The sequence below is a fragment of the Kordiimonas sp. SCSIO 12603 genome (assembly GCF_024398035.1).
In the GTDB taxonomy this organism is placed as follows: Bacteria; Pseudomonadota; Alphaproteobacteria; order Sphingomonadales; family Kordiimonadaceae; genus Kordiimonas.
In genome coordinates this window covers 2,148,374-2,169,452 of the sequence record NZ_CP073748.1, presented here as the reverse complement: position 1 = coordinate 2,169,452, position 21,079 = coordinate 2,148,374, and the positions used below count along the sequence as shown (strand labels likewise).

General features: G+C 48.2%; 20 protein-coding genes. 8 read left to right on the top strand and 12 right to left on the bottom strand.

Annotation, left to right across the window (positions count from 1 at the left end; translation table 11 throughout):
* Position 1: 1 nt before the first annotated feature.
* The 3 genes from KFE96_RS10015 to KFE96_RS10005 are packed head-to-tail and all read right to left on the bottom strand — an operon-like array spanning position 2 to position 4,083.
* Positions 2 to 1,738, bottom strand: coding sequence for a class I adenylate-forming enzyme family protein (locus KFE96_RS10015; protein WP_255832470.1), 1,737 nt, complete (start codon positions 1,736 to 1,738; stop codon positions 2 to 4).
* Between the two features lie 11 nt (positions 1,739 to 1,749).
* Positions 1,750 to 2,886: an acyl-CoA dehydrogenase family protein gene (locus tag KFE96_RS10010; protein WP_255832469.1), complete on the bottom strand. Its 1,137-nt coding sequence runs from the start codon at positions 2,884 to 2,886 to the stop codon at positions 1,750 to 1,752.
* 15 nt (positions 2,887 to 2,901) lie between these two features.
* Positions 2,902 to 4,083, bottom strand: coding sequence for an acyl-CoA dehydrogenase family protein (locus KFE96_RS10005; RefSeq protein ID WP_255832468.1), 1,182 nt, complete (start codon positions 4,081 to 4,083; stop codon positions 2,902 to 2,904).
* A 279-nt stretch (positions 4,084 to 4,362) separates the two neighbouring features.
* Between KFE96_RS10005 and KFE96_RS10000 the strand changes: the two genes are divergently transcribed.
* The 3 genes from KFE96_RS10000 (at position 4,363) to KFE96_RS09990 (ending at position 7,547) form a co-directional block, all read left to right on the top strand.
* On the top strand, positions 4,363 to 5,769 hold the full coding sequence (locus KFE96_RS10000) for an MATE family efflux transporter (protein ID WP_255832467.1): 1,407 nt from the start codon (positions 4,363 to 4,365) through the stop codon (positions 5,767 to 5,769).
* Between the two features lie 93 nt (positions 5,770 to 5,862).
* A complete protein-coding gene (locus KFE96_RS09995) occupies positions 5,863 to 6,642 on the top strand; it encodes a class II aldolase/adducin family protein (RefSeq protein WP_255832466.1) in 780 nt (259 codons plus the stop codon).
* 20 nt (positions 6,643 to 6,662) lie between these two features.
* Entirely contained in the window at positions 6,663 to 7,547 is an 885-nt protein-coding gene (locus KFE96_RS09990; protein ID WP_247018593.1) for an acyl-CoA thioesterase II, read from the top strand.
* 75 nt (positions 7,548 to 7,622) lie between these two features.
* Here the strand turns inward: KFE96_RS09990 and KFE96_RS09985 are convergent, their stop codons facing one another.
* The 7 genes from KFE96_RS09985 to pdxH form a co-directional block, all read right to left on the bottom strand.
* The gene (locus KFE96_RS09985) at positions 7,623 to 8,693 is read right to left on the bottom strand and encodes a phosphotransferase family protein (RefSeq protein WP_255832465.1); all 1,071 of its coding nucleotides are present in this window, start codon (positions 8,691 to 8,693) and stop codon (positions 7,623 to 7,625) included.
* 9 nt (positions 8,694 to 8,702) lie between these two features.
* Positions 8,703 to 9,470 carry a glucose 1-dehydrogenase gene (locus tag KFE96_RS09980; RefSeq protein WP_247018582.1) on the bottom strand — a complete coding sequence of 256 codons (768 nt, stop codon included), beginning with the start codon at positions 9,468 to 9,470 and terminating at the stop codon, positions 8,703 to 8,705.
* 11 nt (positions 9,471 to 9,481) lie between these two features.
* Positions 9,482 to 10,285 (bottom strand): SDR family oxidoreductase, encoded by an 804-nt coding sequence (locus tag KFE96_RS09975; protein WP_255832464.1) that lies wholly within the window; start codon positions 10,283 to 10,285, stop codon positions 9,482 to 9,484.
* A 21-nt stretch (positions 10,286 to 10,306) separates the two neighbouring features.
* Complete coding sequence (locus KFE96_RS09970) at positions 10,307 to 10,753, bottom strand: acyl-CoA thioesterase (protein WP_370650514.1); 447 nt, start codon at positions 10,751 to 10,753, stop codon at positions 10,307 to 10,309.
* Positions 10,747 to 11,898, bottom strand: a complete 1,152-nt coding sequence (locus KFE96_RS09965) for an iron-containing alcohol dehydrogenase (protein WP_255832462.1) — start codon at positions 11,896 to 11,898, stop codon at positions 10,747 to 10,749. The genes KFE96_RS09970 and KFE96_RS09965 overlap by 7 nt, the downstream gene beginning before the upstream one ends.
* A gap of 9 nt (positions 11,899 to 11,907) precedes the next feature.
* Positions 11,908 to 13,359: a coniferyl aldehyde dehydrogenase gene (locus tag KFE96_RS09960; RefSeq protein ID WP_255832461.1), complete on the bottom strand. Its 1,452-nt coding sequence runs from the start codon at positions 13,357 to 13,359 to the stop codon at positions 11,908 to 11,910.
* A 113-nt stretch (positions 13,360 to 13,472) separates the two neighbouring features.
* Entirely contained in the window at positions 13,473 to 14,075 is a 603-nt protein-coding gene (pdxH, locus tag KFE96_RS09955) for a pyridoxamine 5'-phosphate oxidase (protein ID WP_255832460.1), read from the bottom strand.
* Positions 14,076 to 14,225: 150 nt separating this feature from the next.
* Between pdxH and KFE96_RS09950 the strand changes: the two genes are divergently transcribed.
* From KFE96_RS09950 to KFE96_RS09930, 5 genes are all read left to right on the top strand, one after another.
* Positions 14,226 to 15,179 (top strand): DnaJ C-terminal domain-containing protein, encoded by a 954-nt coding sequence (locus KFE96_RS09950; protein ID WP_255832459.1) that lies wholly within the window; start codon positions 14,226 to 14,228, stop codon positions 15,177 to 15,179.
* Between the two features lie 6 nt (positions 15,180 to 15,185).
* Positions 15,186 to 16,091, top strand: coding sequence for a YihY/virulence factor BrkB family protein (locus tag KFE96_RS09945; RefSeq protein WP_255832458.1), 906 nt, complete (start codon positions 15,186 to 15,188; stop codon positions 16,089 to 16,091).
* A 63-nt stretch (positions 16,092 to 16,154) separates the two neighbouring features.
* Positions 16,155 to 16,970: an enoyl-ACP reductase gene (locus KFE96_RS09940; RefSeq protein ID WP_255832457.1), complete on the top strand. Its 816-nt coding sequence runs from the start codon at positions 16,155 to 16,157 to the stop codon at positions 16,968 to 16,970.
* A gap of 8 nt (positions 16,971 to 16,978) precedes the next feature.
* Complete coding sequence (gene aroC, locus KFE96_RS09935) at positions 16,979 to 18,052, top strand: chorismate synthase (protein ID WP_255832456.1); 1,074 nt, start codon at positions 16,979 to 16,981, stop codon at positions 18,050 to 18,052.
* A gap of 65 nt (positions 18,053 to 18,117) precedes the next feature.
* Entirely contained in the window at positions 18,118 to 19,074 is a 957-nt protein-coding gene (locus KFE96_RS09930; RefSeq protein ID WP_255832455.1) for an alpha/beta fold hydrolase, read from the top strand.
* Here KFE96_RS09930 and rlmD read toward each other — a convergent pair.
* Both rlmD and KFE96_RS09920 read right to left on the bottom strand, forming a co-directional pair.
* On the bottom strand, positions 19,071 to 20,336 hold the full coding sequence (gene rlmD / locus KFE96_RS09925) for a 23S rRNA (uracil(1939)-C(5))-methyltransferase RlmD (RefSeq protein ID WP_255832454.1): 1,266 nt from the start codon (positions 20,334 to 20,336) through the stop codon (positions 19,071 to 19,073). The two genes, KFE96_RS09930 and rlmD, sit on opposite strands and share 4 nt — an antisense overlap.
* Positions 20,329 to 21,075 carry a TlyA family RNA methyltransferase gene (locus KFE96_RS09920; protein ID WP_255832453.1) on the bottom strand — a complete coding sequence of 249 codons (747 nt, stop codon included), beginning with the start codon at positions 21,073 to 21,075 and terminating at the stop codon, positions 20,329 to 20,331. The genes rlmD and KFE96_RS09920 overlap by 8 nt, the downstream gene beginning before the upstream one ends.
* Positions 21,076 to 21,079 lie beyond the last annotated feature (4 nt).

Genomic DNA, 21,079 nt, shown 5'->3' with positions numbered 1-21,079 from the left:
CTTAATTCCCCTCTTGTTCAGTTTGCCACATTTCCTGGTAATGGGCTTTCACTGCTTTTCTATCAATTTTACCGGAAGCGATAAGCGGCATTGGCTCTTCTCTGATCCACACTTTTTCAGGGATCTTAAAGGCCGCAAGATGTGCCTTCGCTTCGTCCAGAATTTCTGCCGCGTTTACACCTGCTTCCCCAGGCACAATCGCAGCCCCCACAATTTCACCCAAGTGCGGACAAGGAAGTGAAAAGACCATTACGTCTTCCACTTTTGCATGTGCATGCAGCACACCTTCCACCTCAAGGGAGCTAATGTTTTCACCACCACGGATGATGATATCTTTCATACGGTCAACGATGAAAATATATCCTTCATCGTCAATATAACCAACGTCGCCTGTATGCATCCAACCGTCCTTGAATGCACGGTCTGTGGCTTCCTGGTTATTCCAATAACCTTTCACGTTGGTAACCGATTTGATGCAAATTTCACCACGCTCATAATTTGCAAGCGGTGCACCATCCGCGCCAGCGATTTTCACGCTTACCATCGGCGGTGTTGCTTTACCCACACTATTAGGGCGTTCTGCATATTCATCGCCAGAAAGAAGCGCACCAAGCGAACCTGTTTCTGTAAGGCCGTACCCAATACCCGGGCTACTTTCCTTAAAAGCTTCTTTGATAAGTTTTACATGCTCTGGCGGGCGTGCAGCACCACCGCCGCCGATATCAACAAGCGTAGACAAATCGTAATTTTTACGAAGCGGGGATGCCGCCATATCATACGACATAGTCGGTACGCCTGTAAATGAAGTAACGCCCTCAGCATCAATCATCTGGAACGCCATTTCCACATCCCATTTGTGCATCAGCACAAGCTTACGGCCAGCAATAGCGGAAACCATAAGAACAGGCATAAGCCCCGTTACATGGAAAAAGGGTACAGCAACCAACATAATCGGCTGGAAATCAGGGTCCGGGTTCGTACGGCCAAGCATCTTGAGCGAAAGCGCCACCACAATCCAGTTAAAGAGAACAGCATTCACAGCACGGTGGCTTGAATATGCGCCCTTTGGAAAGCCTGTTGAGCCCGATGTGTAAAGCATCTGGCACGGATCATCAGACTCCATAGGAATAGAAGGCCATACAAATGGTGATTTTCCTTCAAGGAAAGGTTCCATCCGACGGATGTTTGCTGTTTCTTCAATTTCATCCCGTGCAACAAGAACCTGTGTATCGGGATTATCGCTGATGTATGCACCGAGGCGGCTGGCGCGTTCACCGTCACAAACAGCAACTTTGGCACCGCAATCATTCATGGCCCAAGACATTTCTTCTTCGGTCCACCAAGCGTTCATCAACACCGCAATACCGCCGGAACCAACAATCGCCATATAAGCAATTGGCCATTCAGGATAGTTACGCATCGCAAGCGCGACACGGTCGCCCTTTTTCACGCCTAAATCATCAACAAGCGCCTGTGATAGCTGTGTAGCGCGCGCCAGTGTTTCCTTAAAGCTAAGACGGGTATCTCCGTAAACGAGAAATTCCTTCTCATCATGAGCCATCAGCATTATGAGGACTTCGCGCATCGTTGGCGGTTGGTTTTTAAAAACCGTGTGCGTGATACCGTCTATTTCCTGCTCAACGGTTTCAAACGGCATACCCGGCGCACAAAGACCGCGCATAACGGTATCTATCGGTGTAGCTGGATCAACTTCCGGCAATTCCAGTGCATCAAGCATCTATTTCCCCCTTAATAACCGCTAGTGCGTGCGAAACGGTCTGCGTGGTAATTGAAACCGCCATAAAGTGTCTGCGCAACACGGGCACGTTTGATAAAGAAACCGATATCAAATTCATCCGTCATGCCGATGCCGCCGTGCATTTGAATAGCTTCATTCGTAGCAAGTTCAGCAGTTTTAGAGGCTTTTGCTTTTGCAAGACTTGCAAACCAACTTACATCGCCGCCCATCTCTGCCATCTGCTGCGCTTTCATGACCGCAGAGCGTGTTACTTCAATTTCACTGAAAAGCTGGGCTGCACGGTGCTGAAGCCCCTGGAAAGAACCAATTAGCACGCCAAACTGCTTGCGCTCCTGCAGGTAAGCAACTGTACGGTCTAGGCATTCCTGCGCAATACCAAGCAGTTCAGACGCCAGAATGATATTTGCTTTATCAAGCACTGGTCCCAGTGCTTTCATCGCCGCACCTTCTTCACCAAGAAGATTTTCGGCAGAAACTTTCACACCTTCTAGCGTAATTTTCGCCCAGTTACGGCTATCTGACATCACTGTACGGTCCGCAATCACACCAGCGGCACGGCGGTCAACAAGGAACAGGCTTAAGCCGTTCGCATCACCCGCATCACCTGACGTGCGAGCAAGGACAATAATCTGATCAGCCACATGGCCTTCAGGTACAAATGTTTTCATGCCGTTCAGTACATAACCGCCTTCAGCAGATGTAGCTTTTACAGAGGTACGTTCGGGATTGTGTGTGCTTGTTTCATCAACAGCGAGGGTAACAATTGTCTCCCCAGCGGCGATTGCAGGCAACAGGGTTGATTTCTGCGTATCATTGCCCGCCATCTTAATAAGCGATGCACCAACAATAGAACTGGCAAAATACGGCGATGCAGAAAGCGTTCTTCCCATTGCTTCCGCAACAATACCTGCCCCCATCACGCCAAAACCTGTGCCGCCGTGGTCTTCATCAACAAGAAGGCCCGCGAAACCCATTTCTGACATTTCTGTCCAAAGCTCTTTCGAGTAACCTGTCTCGTCTTTATCATCACGAAGCTGACGCAGCTGGGAAATTGGTGCTTTTTCGTTAAAGAAGCCTTCTGCAGATTCTTTCAGCAGTTGCTGTTCTTCATTCAAAATCATAGCCATTGGTCAAACTCCCCCTTACGCCGGCAAATCTAGAATGCGTTTTGCAATGATATTCAGCTGTACCTCTGTGGTACCGCCTTCAATTGAGTTGGCTTTCGTACGTAGCCAGCTTCTTGCAATTTCGCCATTGTTTGAGAATTGACCTTCCCATTCGAAGGCATCAGAACCGTTTACTTTCACGATAAGCTCATGACGGGCTTTATTAATTTCTGTGCCGTAGCCTTTAAGCATGGAAGAAAAGGCGCCCATATCGCCGCCCGCTTTGGCTTCATCCTTCGCACGTTCCATAGTGAACACAAAAGAAGCAGCATCAATTTCATGCTCTGCGATCTGATGGCGAAGCATTTTATCTTCCAGTTCGCCATCAATCGTACCTAATTTTTCAACTGCAAGGCTGTTGAGCGGCGCTGGCATACCCATATCGCTGATACCAGTACGCTCGTGAGTGAGAAGATACTTGGCAATCGTCCAGCCTTTATTTTCTTCACCAACAAGGTTCGTTTTAGATACTGTTACATTATCAAAGAATGTTTCACAGAATGGCGAGTAACCTGAGATCAACTGAATTGGTTTTGTGGAAACGCCTTCACTTTCCATATCGAACAGTACAAAGCTAATACCATTATGCTTGTCATCAGGGTTGGTGCGTACAAGACAGAAAATCCAATCCGCTTGATCCGCGTATGATGTCCATACTTTTTGACCATTTACGATATAATGGTCGCCTTTATCTTCAGCCTTTGTTGCCAGCGACGCCAAGTCAGATCCTGCGTTTGGTTCAGAATACCCCTGACACCAGCGAATTTCACCGCGTGCGATTTTTGGAAGATGCTCAAGCTTTTGTTCGTGTGTTCCAAACTTCAGTAGCGCAGGACCAAGCATCCAGATACCGAAAGAAACAAGCGCTGGTTTCGCTTTAATACGGCGCAGCTCTTCCTGAAGGATTTTCGCTTCATCCTTCGAAAGACCGCCACCACCATATTCGGTAGGCCATGTTGGCACTGTCCAACCGCGAGAGCCCATACGCTCAAGCCAAAGCTTCTGATCTTCTGATTTAAACTGGAATTTACGTCCACCCCAGCAAATATCACCTTCGCCGCTTGTGAGGGACTCCCCTACTCCACTTCGCATGGTTGCTGGGCAGTTTTCTTCTAGCCAGGCACGGGTTTCGCTACGAAACGCCTCTAAATCACTCATATAACCCTCCCACTCGCCGATCTTCGGCCAAATTCAATTCGCATATAAGGGGTAAGGCGATTAGGCGCCGCTTCAAGGTTAAAAGACATAATTTTTTGTATTTGACAAAATCCAGCACAGCCCTAGCAAAGCCATAGTGCCGTAAAGGCCGCAGAATAACGCCCTTCCAGATTTTTGAAGAAATTCTGTGACACCCATCACATTCGAACTAAGTCATTTTAAGCTAATGTTCTTTTGAGTATTTTATCGCAGTATATATGTGAAAGTTCATCCAGTTTTATGGATCAATTATCTTACAGGAAAGTCTGGCAACTGGCAGGGCCGAACATCATCAGTAATATCCTGATGGTTTCGATTTCATTCGCTCACCTGTGGATTGTTGCACCTCTTGGTTCTGAAGCCAGCGCTGCTGTTGTAACGGGCGGGCGCATTCATTTCCTTTTAATGGCTGCAGCTATGGCGCTTTCTGTAGCGACAACAGCCGTTGTCGCCAGAGCGTGGGGAGCCGAGGATACCAGTGAAGCCTCAGCGGCCACAACCAGCTCGCTTTCTCTTTCCGTATTCATTTCTATTATTCTAGGCAGCGTTACATATCTGTGTGCTGATCAAATGGTTGGGCTTTTCAAACTAGATCCTGCATCCAGTAAAATGGCTGCTGATTACATCCGGCCAACAGCTATCTTGAATATTGTCTTCGCTATTACGCTTACAATCGCCACCAGTTTTCGTGCGATTGGAGATGTAATGCGGCCTCTTGTTTTCACTGCATATTCCACGATCCTAGGTATTCTTGGCTCTTACGCATTTCTTTATGGTAAGTTTGGTTTACCTGAACTGGGCATTTCAGGCATTCCGTGGGGCACAGGCTTAGGTCAAAGCCTGGTACTTTTGTGGTTTTTCCTTCACTGGCTAACGCGCCGCTATGTGCTGAAGCCAAAACCCAGCGAAGCTTTTAACGGAGACCGCCTTAGCCAGCTTATTCAAATTGGCGCTCCCGCTGCGCTCGAGCAAATCCTTATCCAATCAAGCTTCCTCCTCTTTATGATGCTGGTGGCTGGTTACGGTACCGCCGCATTTGCAGCCTACGGTATCGGCATTACAGTACTTAGTGTGTGTATTGTCGTGGGCCTTGGTTTCGGTACGGCAAGTGCAACGCTGGCCGGCCAGCATTTAGGGGCACTTGACCCTGAAGGTGCCATTGCCAACGGCTGGATGACTATGCGGCTCGCCATCATCTGTATGACGATTATGGCTCTTATCACATACGCCCTTAAAACACCGCTGGCCGCTATGCTGTCGATTGACCCGGAAGTACGTGCCCACACGGAATACTTCATCCTGATTCTCGCGGTTGTACAGCCATTGATGGCGATTGAATTCGCAATCGGCGGAGCCCTTAGGGGCGCGGGTGATACTCGGTACCCACTGTTTGTAACCTTTGCCGGTATGATTGTTGGGCGCCTGTCCATTGGCTTTGCCGTTGCCTATATGGGGTATAGCGTAGAAGTGATGTATGCGGTTATTATCGCTGATTATGCCATCAAAGCACTTCTCCTTGTTCTAAGGTTCCGTTCCACCGCATGGCTGGAGGCCGCAGGAAAGCATCTTCCCCTTGCCGTTCAATCTGTTGCTGGTGTTGGTAGAGAGCCTGTTAGAGCCTATGCCGTCGAGCACCCAGAAGAATAACCACCTGCTGGACCTTTTTTCAATTCAGCCTACCTTTTTAATGAATGTCATTTATAGTGACACAGTCTTAGGAATTGGGGACAGGAGGTTATCATGGCGAAACCGGGAATTTTGGAAATTAACTCGGTAAAAGATCAAGTTTCAGCTGAAGAATGGGAAGCTCGAGTGAATTTGGCGGCGGCCTACCGCCTTGTGGCGCATTTTGGCTGGGATGATTTGATTTACACCCATATCTCCGCCCGCATCCCTAATACCGATCACCATTTTCTTATCAACCCGCTAGGGCTAATGTTTGATGAAATCACAGCCTCCAGCCTAATTAAAGTGGACTTGAACGGTAATGTGTTGATGGATACACCCTATATCCCCAACGCTGCAGGTTTTGTTATCCATAGTGCAATCCATGAAGCAAGAGATGACGCCAACTGTGTGCTTCATCTGCACACAGATTACGGCGTAGCTGTTTCCAACCAGAAAGAAGGCCTTAAGCTTCTTTGCCAAAGCTCCATTCCTGCGTGGGCCAATGTAGCCTATCATGATTATGAAGGTTTTGCCGTAAATGACGGCGAAAAAGAACGCCTTGTTGCAGACATGGGTGAAAAAAATGCCCTTATTCTAAGGAACCACGGTACGCTAACTGTTGGTGATAGCGTGGCAAAAGCATTTGAGCTTATGTATTTCCTTGAGAAAGCCTGCAAAATCCAAATTCTCACTGAAAGCACAGGCCAAGAACTTTACAGCATGAGTGAAGACGCCCTGAACAATGCCTTGCGCGACCTGTTAGTGGTAGCAGGTGCTAATGGCGCAGATAACTTCACGTGGCCTGCACTTCTCCGGAAAATGGACCGTCTTGACCCAAGTTTCCGAGATTAATCCCCGAGTTAAGGAATTTTATGTCTAATGTTAAAGCTATTCTTGATGGCTTAGAAATTGAACGTCTCGATAATCTCCTCTTCAGAGGTGACCCAAATGAATGGCCCAATAAGCACGTGTTTGGTGGCCATGTGATTGCGCAGGCAATGGACGCCGCCACGCAAACAGTGGACCCTGAGTTCCGCCTGCATTCTCTCCATAACTATTTCATTCGCCCAGGTATCGCAGGTCAGCCCATCATCTATGATGTTGACCCAATCAGAGACGGCAGAAGCTTTGTTACACGGCGTGTGAACGCTATCCAAAACGGGCAGGCAATTTTCACACTCGCCGCCTCTTTCCATGTGGGCGAAGTGGGAATGGAACACCAGATTGATCTAAGCGATGTACCCGGCCCTGATGATCTCGAAAGTGATGAAGCTTATTACGAGCGGGTAATGAAGGAGCTTGGTAAATCAAGACCAAACTCTGCGTTCCTGCCTGTTGAAATGCGTTCTATTGACCGGATGGATATCCTGAAGCCTGAACCGAAAGACCCAGTAACTGGTTTCTGGTTCAAAATGAAAGAACCAATCGGTGATGAGCAACTGCTCCACGACCGTTTGCTCGCTTATGTTTCTGATTTTGGTTTGATATCAGCCAGCATGCGTCCACACGCTATTATTCCGCGTGATAAGCGCCTTAAAACCGTTGCTAGCCTTGATCATGCTATCTGGTTCCACCGGGAGAATTTCCGAGTTGATGATTGGGTTTTTTATAAAACCGAAGGCTACTGGAGCGGCAAAGGCCGCGCCCTCGCCCGCGGTGCGCTATATGCACGTGACGGTCGGCTCCTCGCCTCAACGTCACAGGAAGGCCTCCTGCGCCTGACCAACGAGGAAAAAGAAAAGCTTTCAGGCAAATAACGCCCCAAAAAAGAGCAGATACAAGAAAGGCGGCACTCATTGAGCACCGCCTTTTTACTTACCATCAATAGCTATCTACATACCCGGTTTTTCGATGAGCTGGCGAGCATAATTGCCTAGGATATCCACCTGCACGCCAAAACCAGCGAAGTTCTTGTTTTTAGTCTGCCCATGGAAATAGCGGTAGTAAATCTGCTGCAAAATCACCGCCAGACGGAATACACCGTAAACATAGTAATAATTGAAATTGCTAAGATCATAGCCCGTTTCACGGGCATAGATTTCACAAATTTCAGCACGTGTCGGCATACCTTCAGCAAAACTTGGCTGCATCGACATGGCTTTCATGCCTTCTGGATCATCGGCCTGTGTCCAGTAGGCCAAAGTATTACCGAGATCCATCAACGGGTCACCCAGCGCACTGATTTCCCAATCAAGTACTGCTTTGATTTCAAAAGGATTTTCTTCACACAAGATCACGTTATCCAAACGGTAATCACCGTGGAGGATAGAATGCCCCACTTCAGCCTTTGGCATATTTTCTTCAAGCCATTTCCGAACGTCAGCGAAATCCTGTACATCATCAGTCATAGCTTTTTCGTAGCGCTTGTTCCAGCCAAGAACCTGCCGCTCAACATAGCCTTCCGGCCGCCCAAAGTCACCCAGTCCAATAGCTTTGAAATCAACCTTATGCAGCTCAATAAGCTTATCGAAGAACGAAAGCCCAAGCTTGCGGGTATCTTCTGTGGTGAAGTTCCATTCAGCAGGGATTTTGCGCTCAAGCTTACGGCCAGCCACAAGGTCCATCACATAAAATTCGGCACCCAGCAGGCTGCCTTCAGTCGGCACATGGAAGTGCGTGTTTGGAACCGCTCCGTAAACAGGCTTCAGTGCATTCATCACGCTATATTCGCGGATCATACTGTGGCCTGATTTTGGCACCGTACCAAACGGTGGCCTACGCAATACAAGACTTCTGTTCGCATAGGCGATTGAATATGTAAGGTTTGATTGCCCGCTCGCGAACTGGCGAATTTCAGGTGTACCTTCAAGGCCTTCGATGCGCTCCTTCAGGATGCCATCAATCAATCCAGCATCCAGTTCCTCACCTTCTCGTACAGCAACGGTTTTATTAAGTTCAGACATATCAGTTCCTTATGCTGTTACACCGCCGTCCATCACAAGTGTCGTGCCTGTTGTGAAGGCTGCCGCATCCGATGCCAGATAAAGCACACCACCCACCATATCATGAGGCTGACCCGCACGTGGAATTGGGAACTGGTTCGTAAACTTCTGAAGCATTTCATCATTTGATGTGAATACTTCTGTCATCTTGGTTTCAACAAGGCCCGGGCAAATTGCGTTTACACGGATACCGTCATGGCCATATTCACGAGCAAATGCCTTAGTCATGTTAATCATTGCGGATTTGGTCATGGAATAAATGCCCTGAAGATGGCCCGGTGTAATACCATTGATGGACGCCACATTCACAATTGCGCCTTTACCTGCTTCTTTCATCATCTTCACGGCTTCTGAAGAAAGATAGAATGGGCCCTTAAGATTCACATCAATGGTTTTATCAAACGCTGCTTCTGGGGTGTCCGCAATTGGGCCGTAGAACGGGTTTGTACCGCCACAGTTCACGAGCACATCAAGCTGGCCGTATTCTTCCTTAATCCAGTCAAATACAGCCGCTACATCTTCCATTTTTCCTGCGTGCGCCGCTTTTGCTTTTGCATCACCACCATCAGCGCGAATGCTTTCCGCCACCGCATCACAAGCCGCCTGATCACGGGAAGATACAATAACTCGCGCCCCATTTGCCGCAAACGCGCGTACAAGCGCCTCACCGATACCACGAGAAGAACCAGAAACAAAAACCACCTTGCCGGTGAAATCCATTAATTTTGTATAATCCATTATAAATACTCCTAAATCGGCTTACCGGTTGCTTGCATCTGATTGCGGCGGAACTTGCGCATACCACCAATCCAGCGGTCATAATCCGCTGCTTTGGCTTGGAAATATCCTTCTACAGTATCGTGTGGACGAATCATAAATCGACCTTCCTGCATCTGCGCATACACACGGTTTGCAAACTCATCTGCTTCCATCACACCGTCGACCGCTGCAGAGCTATCTTCCGCATCTGCCGTCATTTTGGATTTAACGGCCTGCGGGCACAGGCAAGCCACATAAATACCGTCATCCCCATGGGAGATAGCCATACTTTCTGCGAAACCAACAGCCGCATGCTTTGTCGTAGAATAGGATGTATCGCCAATCTGGCTAAGAAGGCCAGCAGCTGAAGCCGTCACGATGAAAGCACCGCTTTTCCGTTCAATCATCTGCGGCAACACAGCGCGGCAAGCAAGGATGTGCGCAAACACATTCACTTCCCAGATTTTTTGCCACTGTTCATTCGTTTGGGAGATTGTTGTCCAGTCTGGTGCATCAGAAAAGATAATACCCGCATTTGATACATACATATCAATTGGGCCCTGAGCGGCTTCAAAATCATCCACCATGCTTTGCACAGCTTCCTGATCTGTTACATCAAGACGGTACGCTTTTGCCTGTGCACCAATTTCGCCAGCCACACTTGATGCACCGTCATAATCCAAATCAGCTACCGCAACAGCTTTTGCACCTTCAGCAGCGAACTTTTTACACAGAGCCGTACCAATACCGCTCGCGCCGCCCGTTACAACGACAACTTTACCTTTAACGTCCAAACTTCCCTCCCAATCAGTGGTTTACGCCGCCAGGAGGAGTGTCTCCAACAGCGAACGCAGGTCCTTTGGTAATGAAGTGGGGCGACGAGACGATCTGTCCACATAAACATGAACAAAATGTCCTTGCGCTACGGCTTCCTCGCTATTTTCCTTAAAAAGGCCAATCTCATAGCGCACACTGCTATTGCCCAAATGGGATATAGCTACGCCTGCTTTAAGGCCATCTGGGAACTCAACTGGCGCAAAATATTCGCACTTGGTTTCAATCACCAGCCCGATGACTTCACCTCTATGAATATCGAGCACACCAGCTTTGATGAGCATTTCATTCACAGCCGTATCAAAGAAGCTGTAGTAAACAACATTGTTCACATGGCCGTAAACATCATTATCCATCCATCGAGTTTGGATATCAGCTACATGAGGATAAGCAGAAAGCGGCCGTTTTATTGTTTTATCGCTCACCACGCGGCCTCATAAATTGCGCGAGCATCACTGAGCGTTACCTCACGGGGGTTATTCACCAGCAAACGTGTTTGCTTCATCGCGTCCTCCGCAAGGCCTTCAATAGCGCTTTCAGGAATGCGTACATCTCTTAAGCGCCGTTCAATACCCACCGCCTCTGCGATGTCATCAAGCCATTTAATGAATTCGATAGTTTTCTGCATATTGGTGACGCCCGCCAGCCCAACTACATCCGCAAGTTCTGCATAAAGATGATCAGCTTTCGGGGTGTTGAATTTCAGTACATGCGGCAATACCAGTGAATTAGAAAGCCCATGCGGAATATGGAATTGCCCACCAAGCGGATAGGCCAGCGCATGCACTGCCCCTACTGGTGCGTTCGCAAAAGAAACCCCAGCCATCATTGCGCCTGTAAGCATAGCGCGCCTTGCATCAATATTATTGCCGTTTTTGCAGGCCTCAACAATATTCCCACCAAGCAGTTGAAGCGCTTCTTTGGCGAGCGCATCAGACATGGGGTTTTTCTTGATAGCTGTTGTGTAAGCCTCAATTGCATGTACCATGGCATCAATGCCCGTAGCCGCGGTTATATGCGCAGGCAAACCACATGTAAGCGTGGCATCAAGCACAGCGAGATCAGCCATAATCCGGCTGCTTACAACACCCATTTTGGTGTTTTCACCTGTCGTGATGATGGAAACAGACGTTACTTCTGAACCCGTCCCCGCGGTTGTTGGGATTTGAATAAGCGGAACTTTACATACTCTAACCTGATCAACGCCATACATCTCAGAAAGCTCTTGCTCACCTTTCACCAGAACAGAGACAAGCTTGGCAACATCCATAGGGCTACCGCCACCAAAACCGATTACACCGTCAACACTGAAGGATTTTGCCTTGAGCGCAGCTTTTTTAACCGTTGCTTCAGAAGGATCAGCCTCCACTTCATCAAACACAATCACTGGAATACCAGCGGCTTCAAGCGATTTCACAACGGGCTCAACAAGGCCCAGGTCCACAAGGCACTTGTCAGTTACCAGCATAATATTCTCAAGCTCAAAACGAGCTTTCAGGATTTCTCCTAAATGGGAAGCGGCCCCATCCTCAATCAGGACAGAGCCAACACTGTTAAAACCAAACTCAGGCACACTTTCCCCCTAGCGTTTCAATTGGCGCTCAATATTTTTGGTAAGTTTACTCGTATATGGTGGCACCACCCCAAGCAGATTACCAATACTAAGTTTTGGATGCTTGAGCACGGATTTCTGGTGGCTAAATTCAAGGAAACCTTCATAACCGTGATAATGGCCAATACCACTATTGCCCACACCGCCAAATGGCAGTGTCTCATGGGCACCGTGCCAAAGAACATCATTCACTGTTACACCGCCAGATGTCGTACGTGTAAGCACTTCATGCTCTTCCGCAGCATCCTGCCCGAAATAATAGAGAGCCAGTGGGCGTTCATGATCATTCACATACTCAATCACTTCACTTGTGCTTTCATATGTGCGTACAGGTAAGATCGGGCCAAAAATTTCTTCCTGCATAACCTTCATATCCTCAGAAGGATCGAGGATAAGGGCAGAAGGCAGTTTGTTGGCTTGATTTTGGCCAGCAAAATCCTCGTCTGCTGGATTAATAATGCGTACATCTGCGCCCTTCTCGCGGGCATCTTCAATATAACCTTCAAGGCGCTCCCGGTGCCGCTTGCTGATAATTGAGGTATATTGATCATTTGAAAGCATGGCCGGGTACATGCTTTCTACCTTTTTGGTGTAAACATCCACAAATTCATCACGCCGAGCTTTATCAATATTCACATAATCTGGCGCAAGGCAGATCTGGCCAGCATTCATATGCTTCATGGTCGCCACACGCTCCGCGACCATGGAAAGATCAGCACTTTTGCCCACCACAACCGGGCTTTTACCGCCAAGTTCAAGCGTTACAGGCGTAAGGTTCTCACTGGCTGCTCGCATAATCAGTTTACCCACAGCCGGTGCGCCCGTGAACATCAAGTGGTCAAATGGCTGGCTTGAAAAGGCCTGACTGGTAGGTACGGAACCCGTAATTACCGTTACTTCAGTTTCATCAAAATATTTAGCAACTACTTCCGCGAGGAATTTTGATGTGCGCGGTGTCGCTTCAGACGGCTTGATCATCACCCGGTTACCAGCTGCCAGCATCTGCGCAAGCGGTACAAAAACCATCGTAAGCGGGAAGTTCCAAGGGGTGATAAGGCCAACCACACCTTTTGGCTGCGGTACAACAGCAGCCTTTGCCCCCAATAAACCAAGCGGAAACTGGAGTGAACGCTTAGACGGCTTCATCCACCGATCAACATGCTTGATAGCGTCACGGAGTGCGCCAGCGCTCGCCGCCACATCAGCAAACAGCGTAGTTTCCGCAGAGCGATTTCCGAAATCATCAGAAATCAGTTTAATGAATTCATCTTTATGGTTGAACAAGCAGTCCTGCGCGCGGCGAAGACGGTCTTTCCGAACGGCGGATGAAACTTCCCCTTCAGCAAGATAGGCAGCACGCTGTTTAGCAAGCTTTTCAGCAATTACATCTGCTGAAGTTTCAAGAAACTGAATATCATCCATCGGAACTCCCTTTCCCCTGTTTCCGTATGAGTATATTCATAGGAAAATAGTTCAATCCAGAGGAAAGTCAAAAATATGAAAATATTCACATTAAGTAGAATTACCTAATAATATCAGGGATAAATCTCGCCTTGCGCCCAACCACTTTCATTATCATTAAGCGTATAGGTTTTGCGTTCATGAAGCCGGAACATCTTATCGTTCCAGAATTCAAAATATTTCGGCTTCAATCTGAAGCCTGACCAGAAATCAGGGCGCGGAATATCGCCCGCTCCGAACTTGGCAGTATATTTGGCGATCGCAGCTTCAAATTCGAAACGACCTTCCATTTCAGAAGACTGCTTAGACGCCCACGCACCAATACGACTTGCCCGCGCACGGCTTGCAAAATAAATATCCGCTTCCTCAGGTGTAACTGGCTCAACAGCACCTTCCACCCTTATTTGCCGCCTTAGGCTTTTCCAATGGAACAACAGAGCAGCATTAGGGTTAGCTCTCAGTTCCTGTCCCTTGCGGCTCTCAAGGTTGGTGTAAAACACAAGGCCATTTTCATCTGCACCTTTTAGAAGCACCATTCGAACACTTGGCATACCCCGTTCGTTCACCGTAGCAAGCGCCATAGCAGTCGGATCATTCAGTTCTTTTTTCTCCGCTTCACTGAGCCATTCAGCAAGCGTTTCAAACGGTTTCCCGAATGCAGACATCTTTTGTGTCATTTATGCTAACTCCTCGTAACCACTCGTTAACATTTAATAGCTTAAAAAAAATGCGCAAGTCGCATGATTTTATTGTATGCGGCAATAAGCCTATTATATTGGGCATAGAGATGTACGAAGTAATCAGTTCTACGGTTTGATACAGCATATATGAGCGACCTATATAATCGATTGGGGATAAGTAAGGGCGCCTCTGACGAGGAAATTAAAAAAGCCTATCGGTCCCTGGCAAAAAAATACCATCCTGACCGAAATAAAGACGATCAGAAGATTGCTGAACGCTTTAAAGAGGTTTCTGCCGCCTATAATATTTTAGGCGATGCTGATCGGCGCGCGAAATATGACCGTGGCGAGATTGATGAAAATGGTAATCAAAGAGTTCATTCCGGGCCACAAGGTGGCTTTGGCGGCGGCTCAGGATTTGCTGGTGGCACGCGCAGGCGTGGCTCTTTTGGCTTCGATGATGCAGAAGATATCTTTTCTGATTTTTTCAGCTTCACTGGTCGCGGCAAAAAAGAAAAACGTTCATCTGGCGCCAAAACAAATCCTTATAAATCTGCAGGTCGTTCACAAGGTCTGAATATCAGTTATGAGGTGACCATTGGTTTCGAAGAAGCGATCAAGGGCGGCACACGCAGACTTAAACTGAATGATAACCGCCATGTGGATATTAAAATCCCGCCTGGTATTAAAAGTGGGCAGGTTATCAGACTATCTGGCCAAGGTGGTCCGGGTGTAGGCGGTGCTCCTAAAGGTGACGCACTTGTCGAAGTACATGTGGCTGATCACCCCTACTACACCCGAGAAGGCAATGACATTCACCTCGAACTTCCTATCTCACTAGACGAGGCAGTGCTTGGCGGTGATATTCAGGTTCCTACGCCAAGCGGCAGGCTAACAATCCGCATTCCAAAGAACAGCAGCACGGGGAAACGCTTGCGCCTTAAAGGTAAAGGTGTGAAAAAAGGCGATACTGTTGGCAATATGTATGTGTCTCTTAAGATCACTCTACCTACTGAAAGAGATGCGGAGTTGGAGCGCATGATTAAAGAATGGGGCAAAAAGCACGGTGAAAATATTCGGAAAAAAGCCGGGCTTGGATAAAGCTGTATGGATCTGCTGAAAAAACATCTGAATATCTGGCAAAGAGCTTTAAAGCTCTTTATGGAAAATGATGCACTTGCAGCAGCCGGAAACATGGCCTTCCTAACCATGCTTTCCATGTTTCCCTTCGTTATCTTTTTAATCTCGCTTTCAGGCTTTCTCGGGCAAACAGAACGCGGTTTGGAAGGCATTGCCTTCATGCTGGATGTACTTCCACCTGAGGTTTCCAAGGTAATTGATGGCCCTATTCAAGGCGTTGTGAAAAACACAGGCCGCGAAATCCTGACAGGCTCTATCCTTTTTGCTATCTGGACAGCGGCCGCTGTTGTTGAAGCGGCACGCGGGGTATTGATCAAAGCCTACGGCAAGGAATACGCACGCTCTATCGTTATTCGCCGCCTGGAAAGCCTGGGAGTGGTTATCTTTGGCGGTATTGCCGTTATTGCAGCAATGTCTACCCTGGTACTTGGTCCGCCACTTATTAAAGCTTTCACAAGCCTGTTTCCCGATGCTGCTACAGACGGCATTAATGAAATATGGCGATATCTCAGCTTGCTGGTAAGCCCACTTCTTCTCATGCTTGGGCTACATTTCGCTTATTTTTCGCTTACACCAAGACGGGTAAGAAAACCCTCTCATCTGCCCGGCACCATATTTTCGTTGCTAATGCTCTTTGGCACAGCAAAAGGCCTCTCGGTTTACCTGAAGTATGCAGGAAACTATGACGTAACCTACGGCTCACTCGCTGGTGTGGTTATCCTGCAACTTTTCTGTTTTCTCGTAAGTATCGGCTTTATTTTGGGCGGAGAGCTTAATGCTGCCTATACTTTTGAAAAAAATAGCATTAAAACCCCTCATGAAACTGAGGATTCCGATACGGAAAGCGAAAAATCGGAATCTGATGCTGTTTGACCAATCAATCCCTTGGTGTACATTATCAAACAGCAGATAACCGAAACAATAAATGGGACTGTCATGACAAAATTGATGGAAGGAAAACGCGGGCTGATTATGGGCGTTGCCAATGATCGCTCGATGGCTTGGGGCATTGCAAAAGCATGTGCAGAACAAGGCGCAGAGCTTGCTTTCTCATACCAGGGTGAAGCGCTGAAAAAACGTGTTGCTCCACTCGCTGAATCCCTTGGCTCTGATTTCCTCGCTGAATGTGATGTATCTGACGGTGCATCTATTGATGCTATGTTCGATAAGCTGAAAGAAAAGTGGGATAATATTGATTTCATCGTGCACGCGATTGGTTATTCTGACAAGTCAGAGCTTCGCGGCCGTTATGTTGATACAACGCTTGATAACTTCCTGATGACAATGAACATCTCTGCTTACAGCTTCGTAGCAGTTGCTCAGCGCGCAGAGAAAATGATGGCAAACGGCGGCAGCATGCTGACCCTTTCCTATTATGGTTCACAGAAAGCAATCCCGCACTATAACGTGATGGGTGTTGCGAAAGCCGCTCTTGAAGCAAGCACACGCTATATGGCGAAAGACCTTGGCGAAAAAGGCATTCGCGTAAACACACTTTCTGCTGGCCCAATGAAAACTCTGGCAGCTTCTGGTGTTGGTGATTTCCGCATGCTTCTGAAGTATAATGAAGCAAACGCACCACTGCGCCGCAACATCACCCTTGATGATGTAGCAGGTTCTGGCCTTTATCTTCTTTCTGATCTTTCAAGCGGTGTTACTGGCGAAACACACTATGTGGATGCTGGTTTCAACACTACATGCATGGTTAATGACGATGCACACATGAAAGAATTCATCAATCTTCTGGATTAAGTAGTTTTATGTCGTTCAATACTTTTGGGAAACTGTTCCGCTTCACCACTTGGGGCGAAAGCCACGGCCCTGCCCTTGGCTGCACCGTTGATGGTGTGCCGCCGATGCTCAATCTTTCAGAAGTGGATATCCAAAAGTATCTGGACGAACGTAAACCTGGACAATCCAAATATACAACGCAGCGCCGGGAACCCGACGCTGTTAAAATCCTTTCCGGAGTATTTGAAGGCAAAACCACCGGCACGCCAATTCAGTTGATGATCGAAAACGTAGACCAACGCTCAAAGGATTACGGCAATATCGCTGAAACCTACCGCCCGGGTCATGCTGATTATACCTACACCACCAAATACGGTATCCGTGACTACCGTGGTGGAGGCCGTTCAAGCGCGCGGGAGACCGCGGCACGTGTTGCAGCTGGTGCTGTCGCTAGAAAAGCGCTGGGCGAAGGTATTAAAATCCGTGCTGGCATGGTGCAAATGGGTAGCAGTAAAATTGACCGCAACCGGCTTGATTGGGATGAAGTACGGAAAAACCCGTTTTTCTGCCCTGATCCTGTAACAGCCGAAGAATGGGCAACTGAACTGGAAGCTATTCGCAAAGCAGGCAGTTCTATCGGCGCTGTGATTGAAGTGGTTGCAGAGGGTGTTCCCGCTGGTTGGGGTGCACCAATTTATAGCAAACTGGATGCTGATCTGGCTTCTGGCCTTATGAGCATTAACGCTGCAAAAGGCGTTGAAATTGGCGAAGGCATGAATGCCGCTTGCCTTACTGGCGAAGAAAACGCCGATGAAATGCACCCTGGGCCAGACGGTAAACCAGTGTTTGGGGCAAACCACGCAGGTGGTATCCTTGGCGGTATTTCAACAGGGCAGCCAATTGTCGCTCGTTTCTCTGTAAAACCAACCAGCTCGATCCTTACACCGCGTAAGAGCGTAAGCAGCAGCGGCGAAAGCATTGATGTGGTAACCAAAGGTCGTCATGATCCATGTGTTGGTATCCGTGCCGTGCCGATTGCCGAAGCGATGATGGCTATTGTTCTTGCTGATCATATGATGCTGCACCGCGCACAGTGCGGTTAGCCTACTAGCAAATTTGAGCTTTTAGGAAATCTGTGTAATCTTTCTTCTATTCATAGGGGGAAGGTATGAAGCAGGTTTTTAAATATCTCTTTGCAGTTCTTATTTTAATCGTCGGCGCAGTAGTGGTTATTTTCTGGACACCAGATATCCCACGTCATGAACTGGTCAAAAAATACGCAACTGGTGCTTCTGATTTTATCGAACTTCCATCTGGCGCTTATGCGCACTATAGGAAGCAAGGCAATGAAAATGGTGAAACCCTTGTGCTTATTCACGGGTCCAATTCATCACTTCATGCCTGGGAAGACTGGGTTGAAATTCTCAGCAGCGACTATTTGATTTATACTGTTGATCTACCGGGCCATGGGCTAACGGGTCCAACACCTGCTGATAGCTATACATACGGCGCATTTGTGGATTTTCTCCGTGAATTCAAAGCAGCAATGAATATTGATAAATTCATCATCGGTGGCAGCAGTATGGGCGGCGGCACCAGCCTGCAGTATGCACTTATGTATCCGCAAGATTTGAAAGCCCTTGTGCTCGTTGATCCTGCAGGCATTTCAGCCCCTGAAGGCAGCAAAGTTGATCGCCCCCTCGCTTTTGAACTTGCTGGCCGTTGGTACACAGACTGGATACTGCTGAACATCACCCCGCGTAGCATTGTGGAAGAAGGCTTGAAGAAAGGTTTTGTAGACCAGAGCAAAATCACCGAAGAAATGATTGATCGTTATTGGGAACTAGCCCGCCTGCCGGGCAACCGTGCGGCAACTAGCAAACGTTTTGGTAGCTATAGAGAAAATCGTGGTGATCTGCCTGTCTCAAAAATTAACCTACCTACTCTCCTCCTGTGGGGAGAGAAAGACCTACTCATCCCAGTTGAAGCCGGTGTTGAAATGCATAAACGCATGCCAAACAGTACCCTCATTACCTTTGATAGTGTAGGTCATGTACCCATGGAAGAAATCCCGGAAGAATCCGCCCGTACTGCAAAGGAATTTATCGAAAGCCTGAATAATTAGGCTTTCGTAAACACCCCAACAAGCTCAAGATGCGGTGACCATAAAAATTGATCTACTGGCACCACATATTCAAGCGTATAGCCTCCATCCGCAAGAAAACGTGCATCACGGCTGAAAGTATTGGGGTTACAAGAAACCGCAACAATTCGTTTCACATCCGAGTTTGCTAGTTCCTGCGCTTGTTCCTTCGCACCAGCTCTTGGCGGGTCAAACACAACAGCTTCAAACCCTGCGAGCTCCTTACCTGTCATTGGCCTACGGAACAAATCTCTGTGCTTGGCAATAATCTGCTTAAAGCCTGTCGCAAAATTAGCACCTGCCTGCAAGCTATCCAGTGGTTGTTTCGCGCCTTCAACCGCTAGTACCTGGTGATCTTTAGCGAGTGGGAATGTGAAAGTGCCCATTCCGCAGAAAAGATCAGCCACACGGCCATACCCTTCACATGCTTCAACAACTGCAGCGACAAGTGCATTCTCCCCCTCGTCACTCGCCTGAATGAAAGATGCAGGATTAAGCCCTACCATAGCGCCCGCCATATCCATTACAGGATTACGGCGGATAACCACTGGATCAAGAAAACCCTGATCACGCCAGTGGATCGCCGCTAAATCATGTTCATTCGCGAAATCCACAAGTGCTTCACGCGCGGCCAGATCAAGCTCAATAGGCGCATCAACAAGCATATCAATGCCAGTGGCCGTTAGAGTTAAATGAACTTCTGCCTGATTACGCACCTTAAGCACTGTATTGAGCGCGCTACGAAGCGGTTTCAGAAGGCTGGTAATTTCACGTCGAGCAACAAAACATTCTTTAAGATCAATGATCTGGTGGCTTTTATGTGCGTTAAAGCCGAGAACAGTACTGTTACCAAGCTTAAGCGCCTTTAGCGCCACGCGCCTGCGGCTACCCTCCGGGGTAATAACTGGGTCACGCACCAGTGATCCATCAAAACCGTGATGTGCCAGCGCCATAACAGCACGTTCTTTCACCCAGTTTTTATAGAAATCGCCCTCTAGATATTGAAGTTGGCATCCACCGCATTTGCCGAAATGGCTACAAACAGGCTCCACACGGTGCACGCTCGGCTCATCAATCGATACCAACTCCGCGTAAATGCCGTTCCGTTTGGTTTCTTGCACTTCAGCTGTGATTTTATCACCCGGTACGGTGTTTGCCACATAAACAGGTACATCGCCGCTACTGCCTACACCGTCCCCCTGCGCACCAAGGGAGGTAATTTCAAAGGAAAGTGTATCAGCCACCGATTTTCTCACCATATATCAGGAATTCAATATTACCTTCAGGGCCTTTGATGGGGCTTTCAGTTATCCCGACAGCGCTCCAGTCTTCAAGGCCATCAAGCCAATCGCGGGTTTCATCACATACCATTTGGTGAAGGGCTGGGTCGCGTACCACGCCGCCCTTACCTACATTTTCTTTACCTACTTCAAACTGCGGTTTGATAAGGGCAATCAGCTTACCGCCCGGTTTAACAAAGCTCATGGCTGCCGGGAGCACCGTACGGAGCGAAATAAAACTGGCATCACACACCACCATATCAACCGGTTCGGTGATTTCTTCCTCTGTGAGATACCGCGCATTTGTGCGCTCCAGAACTATAACCCGGTCATCGTTTCTTAGTTTCCACGCGAGCTGGCCGTGACCAACATCAACAGCGAACACCTTCTCCGCGCCGTTCTGGAGCGAAACGTCTGTAAAGCCGCCCGTGGAAGAACCTACATCAATAACTGTGTAACCCTTTGGATCGACACCAAATTCTTTAAGGCCTTTTTCAAGCTTAAGCCCACCACGACTTACCCAGTCATGGTCTTTTCCGCGCACCTCAAGAGCCTGGCCTTCCTTGATTTGCTGGCCCGCTTTCAGGATTTTTGTCTCGCCGGAGAAAACAACGCCCGCCATAATCAGCGCCTGCGCCTTGGCACGCGATTCAACAAGCCCGCGATCAACGAGCGCTACATCTGCACGGGTCTTTCCGCTCATGGTG

Bases quoted from the DNA above. Each gene is read 5' to 3' on its own strand.
- KFE96_RS10000 (WP_255832467.1), top strand. From the start codon at position 4,363: ATGGATCAATTATCTTACAGGAAAGTCTGGCAACTGGCAGGGCCGAAC.
- KFE96_RS10005 (WP_255832468.1), bottom strand. From the start codon at position 4,083: ATGAGTGATTTAGAGGCGTTTCGTAGCGAAACCCGTGCCTGGCTAGAA.
- KFE96_RS09985 (WP_255832465.1), bottom strand. From the start codon at position 8,693: ATGTCTGAACTTAATAAAACCGTTGCTGTACGAGAAGGTGAGGAACTG.
- KFE96_RS10010 (WP_255832469.1), bottom strand. From the start codon at position 2,886: ATGGCTATGATTTTGAATGAAGAACAGCAACTGCTGAAAGAATCTGCA.
- KFE96_RS09980 (WP_247018582.1), bottom strand. From the start codon at position 9,470: ATGGATTATACAAAATTAATGGATTTCACCGGCAAGGTGGTTTTTGTT.
- KFE96_RS09930 (WP_255832455.1), top strand. From the start codon at position 18,118: ATGAAGCAGGTTTTTAAATATCTCTTTGCAGTTCTTATTTTAATCGTC.
- KFE96_RS09950 (WP_255832459.1), top strand. From the start codon at position 14,226: ATGAGCGACCTATATAATCGATTGGGGATAAGTAAGGGCGCCTCTGAC.
- KFE96_RS09990 (WP_247018593.1), top strand. From the start codon at position 6,663: ATGTCTAATGTTAAAGCTATTCTTGATGGCTTAGAAATTGAACGTCTC.
- pdxH (WP_255832460.1), bottom strand. From the start codon at position 14,075: ATGACACAAAAGATGTCTGCATTCGGGAAACCGTTTGAAACGCTTGCT.
- aroC (WP_255832456.1), top strand. From the start codon at position 16,979: ATGTCGTTCAATACTTTTGGGAAACTGTTCCGCTTCACCACTTGGGGC.
- KFE96_RS09995 (WP_255832466.1), top strand. From the start codon at position 5,863: ATGGCGAAACCGGGAATTTTGGAAATTAACTCGGTAAAAGATCAAGTT.
- KFE96_RS10015 (WP_255832470.1), bottom strand. From the start codon at position 1,738: ATGCTTGATGCACTGGAATTGCCGGAAGTTGATCCAGCTACACCGATA.
- KFE96_RS09960 (WP_255832461.1), bottom strand. From the start codon at position 13,359: ATGGATGATATTCAGTTTCTTGAAACTTCAGCAGATGTAATTGCTGAA.
- KFE96_RS09920 (WP_255832453.1), bottom strand. From the start codon at position 21,075: ATGAGCGGAAAGACCCGTGCAGATGTAGCGCTCGTTGATCGCGGGCTT.
- KFE96_RS09940 (WP_255832457.1), top strand. From the start codon at position 16,155: ATGACAAAATTGATGGAAGGAAAACGCGGGCTGATTATGGGCGTTGCC.
- KFE96_RS09945 (WP_255832458.1), top strand. From the start codon at position 15,186: ATGGATCTGCTGAAAAAACATCTGAATATCTGGCAAAGAGCTTTAAAG.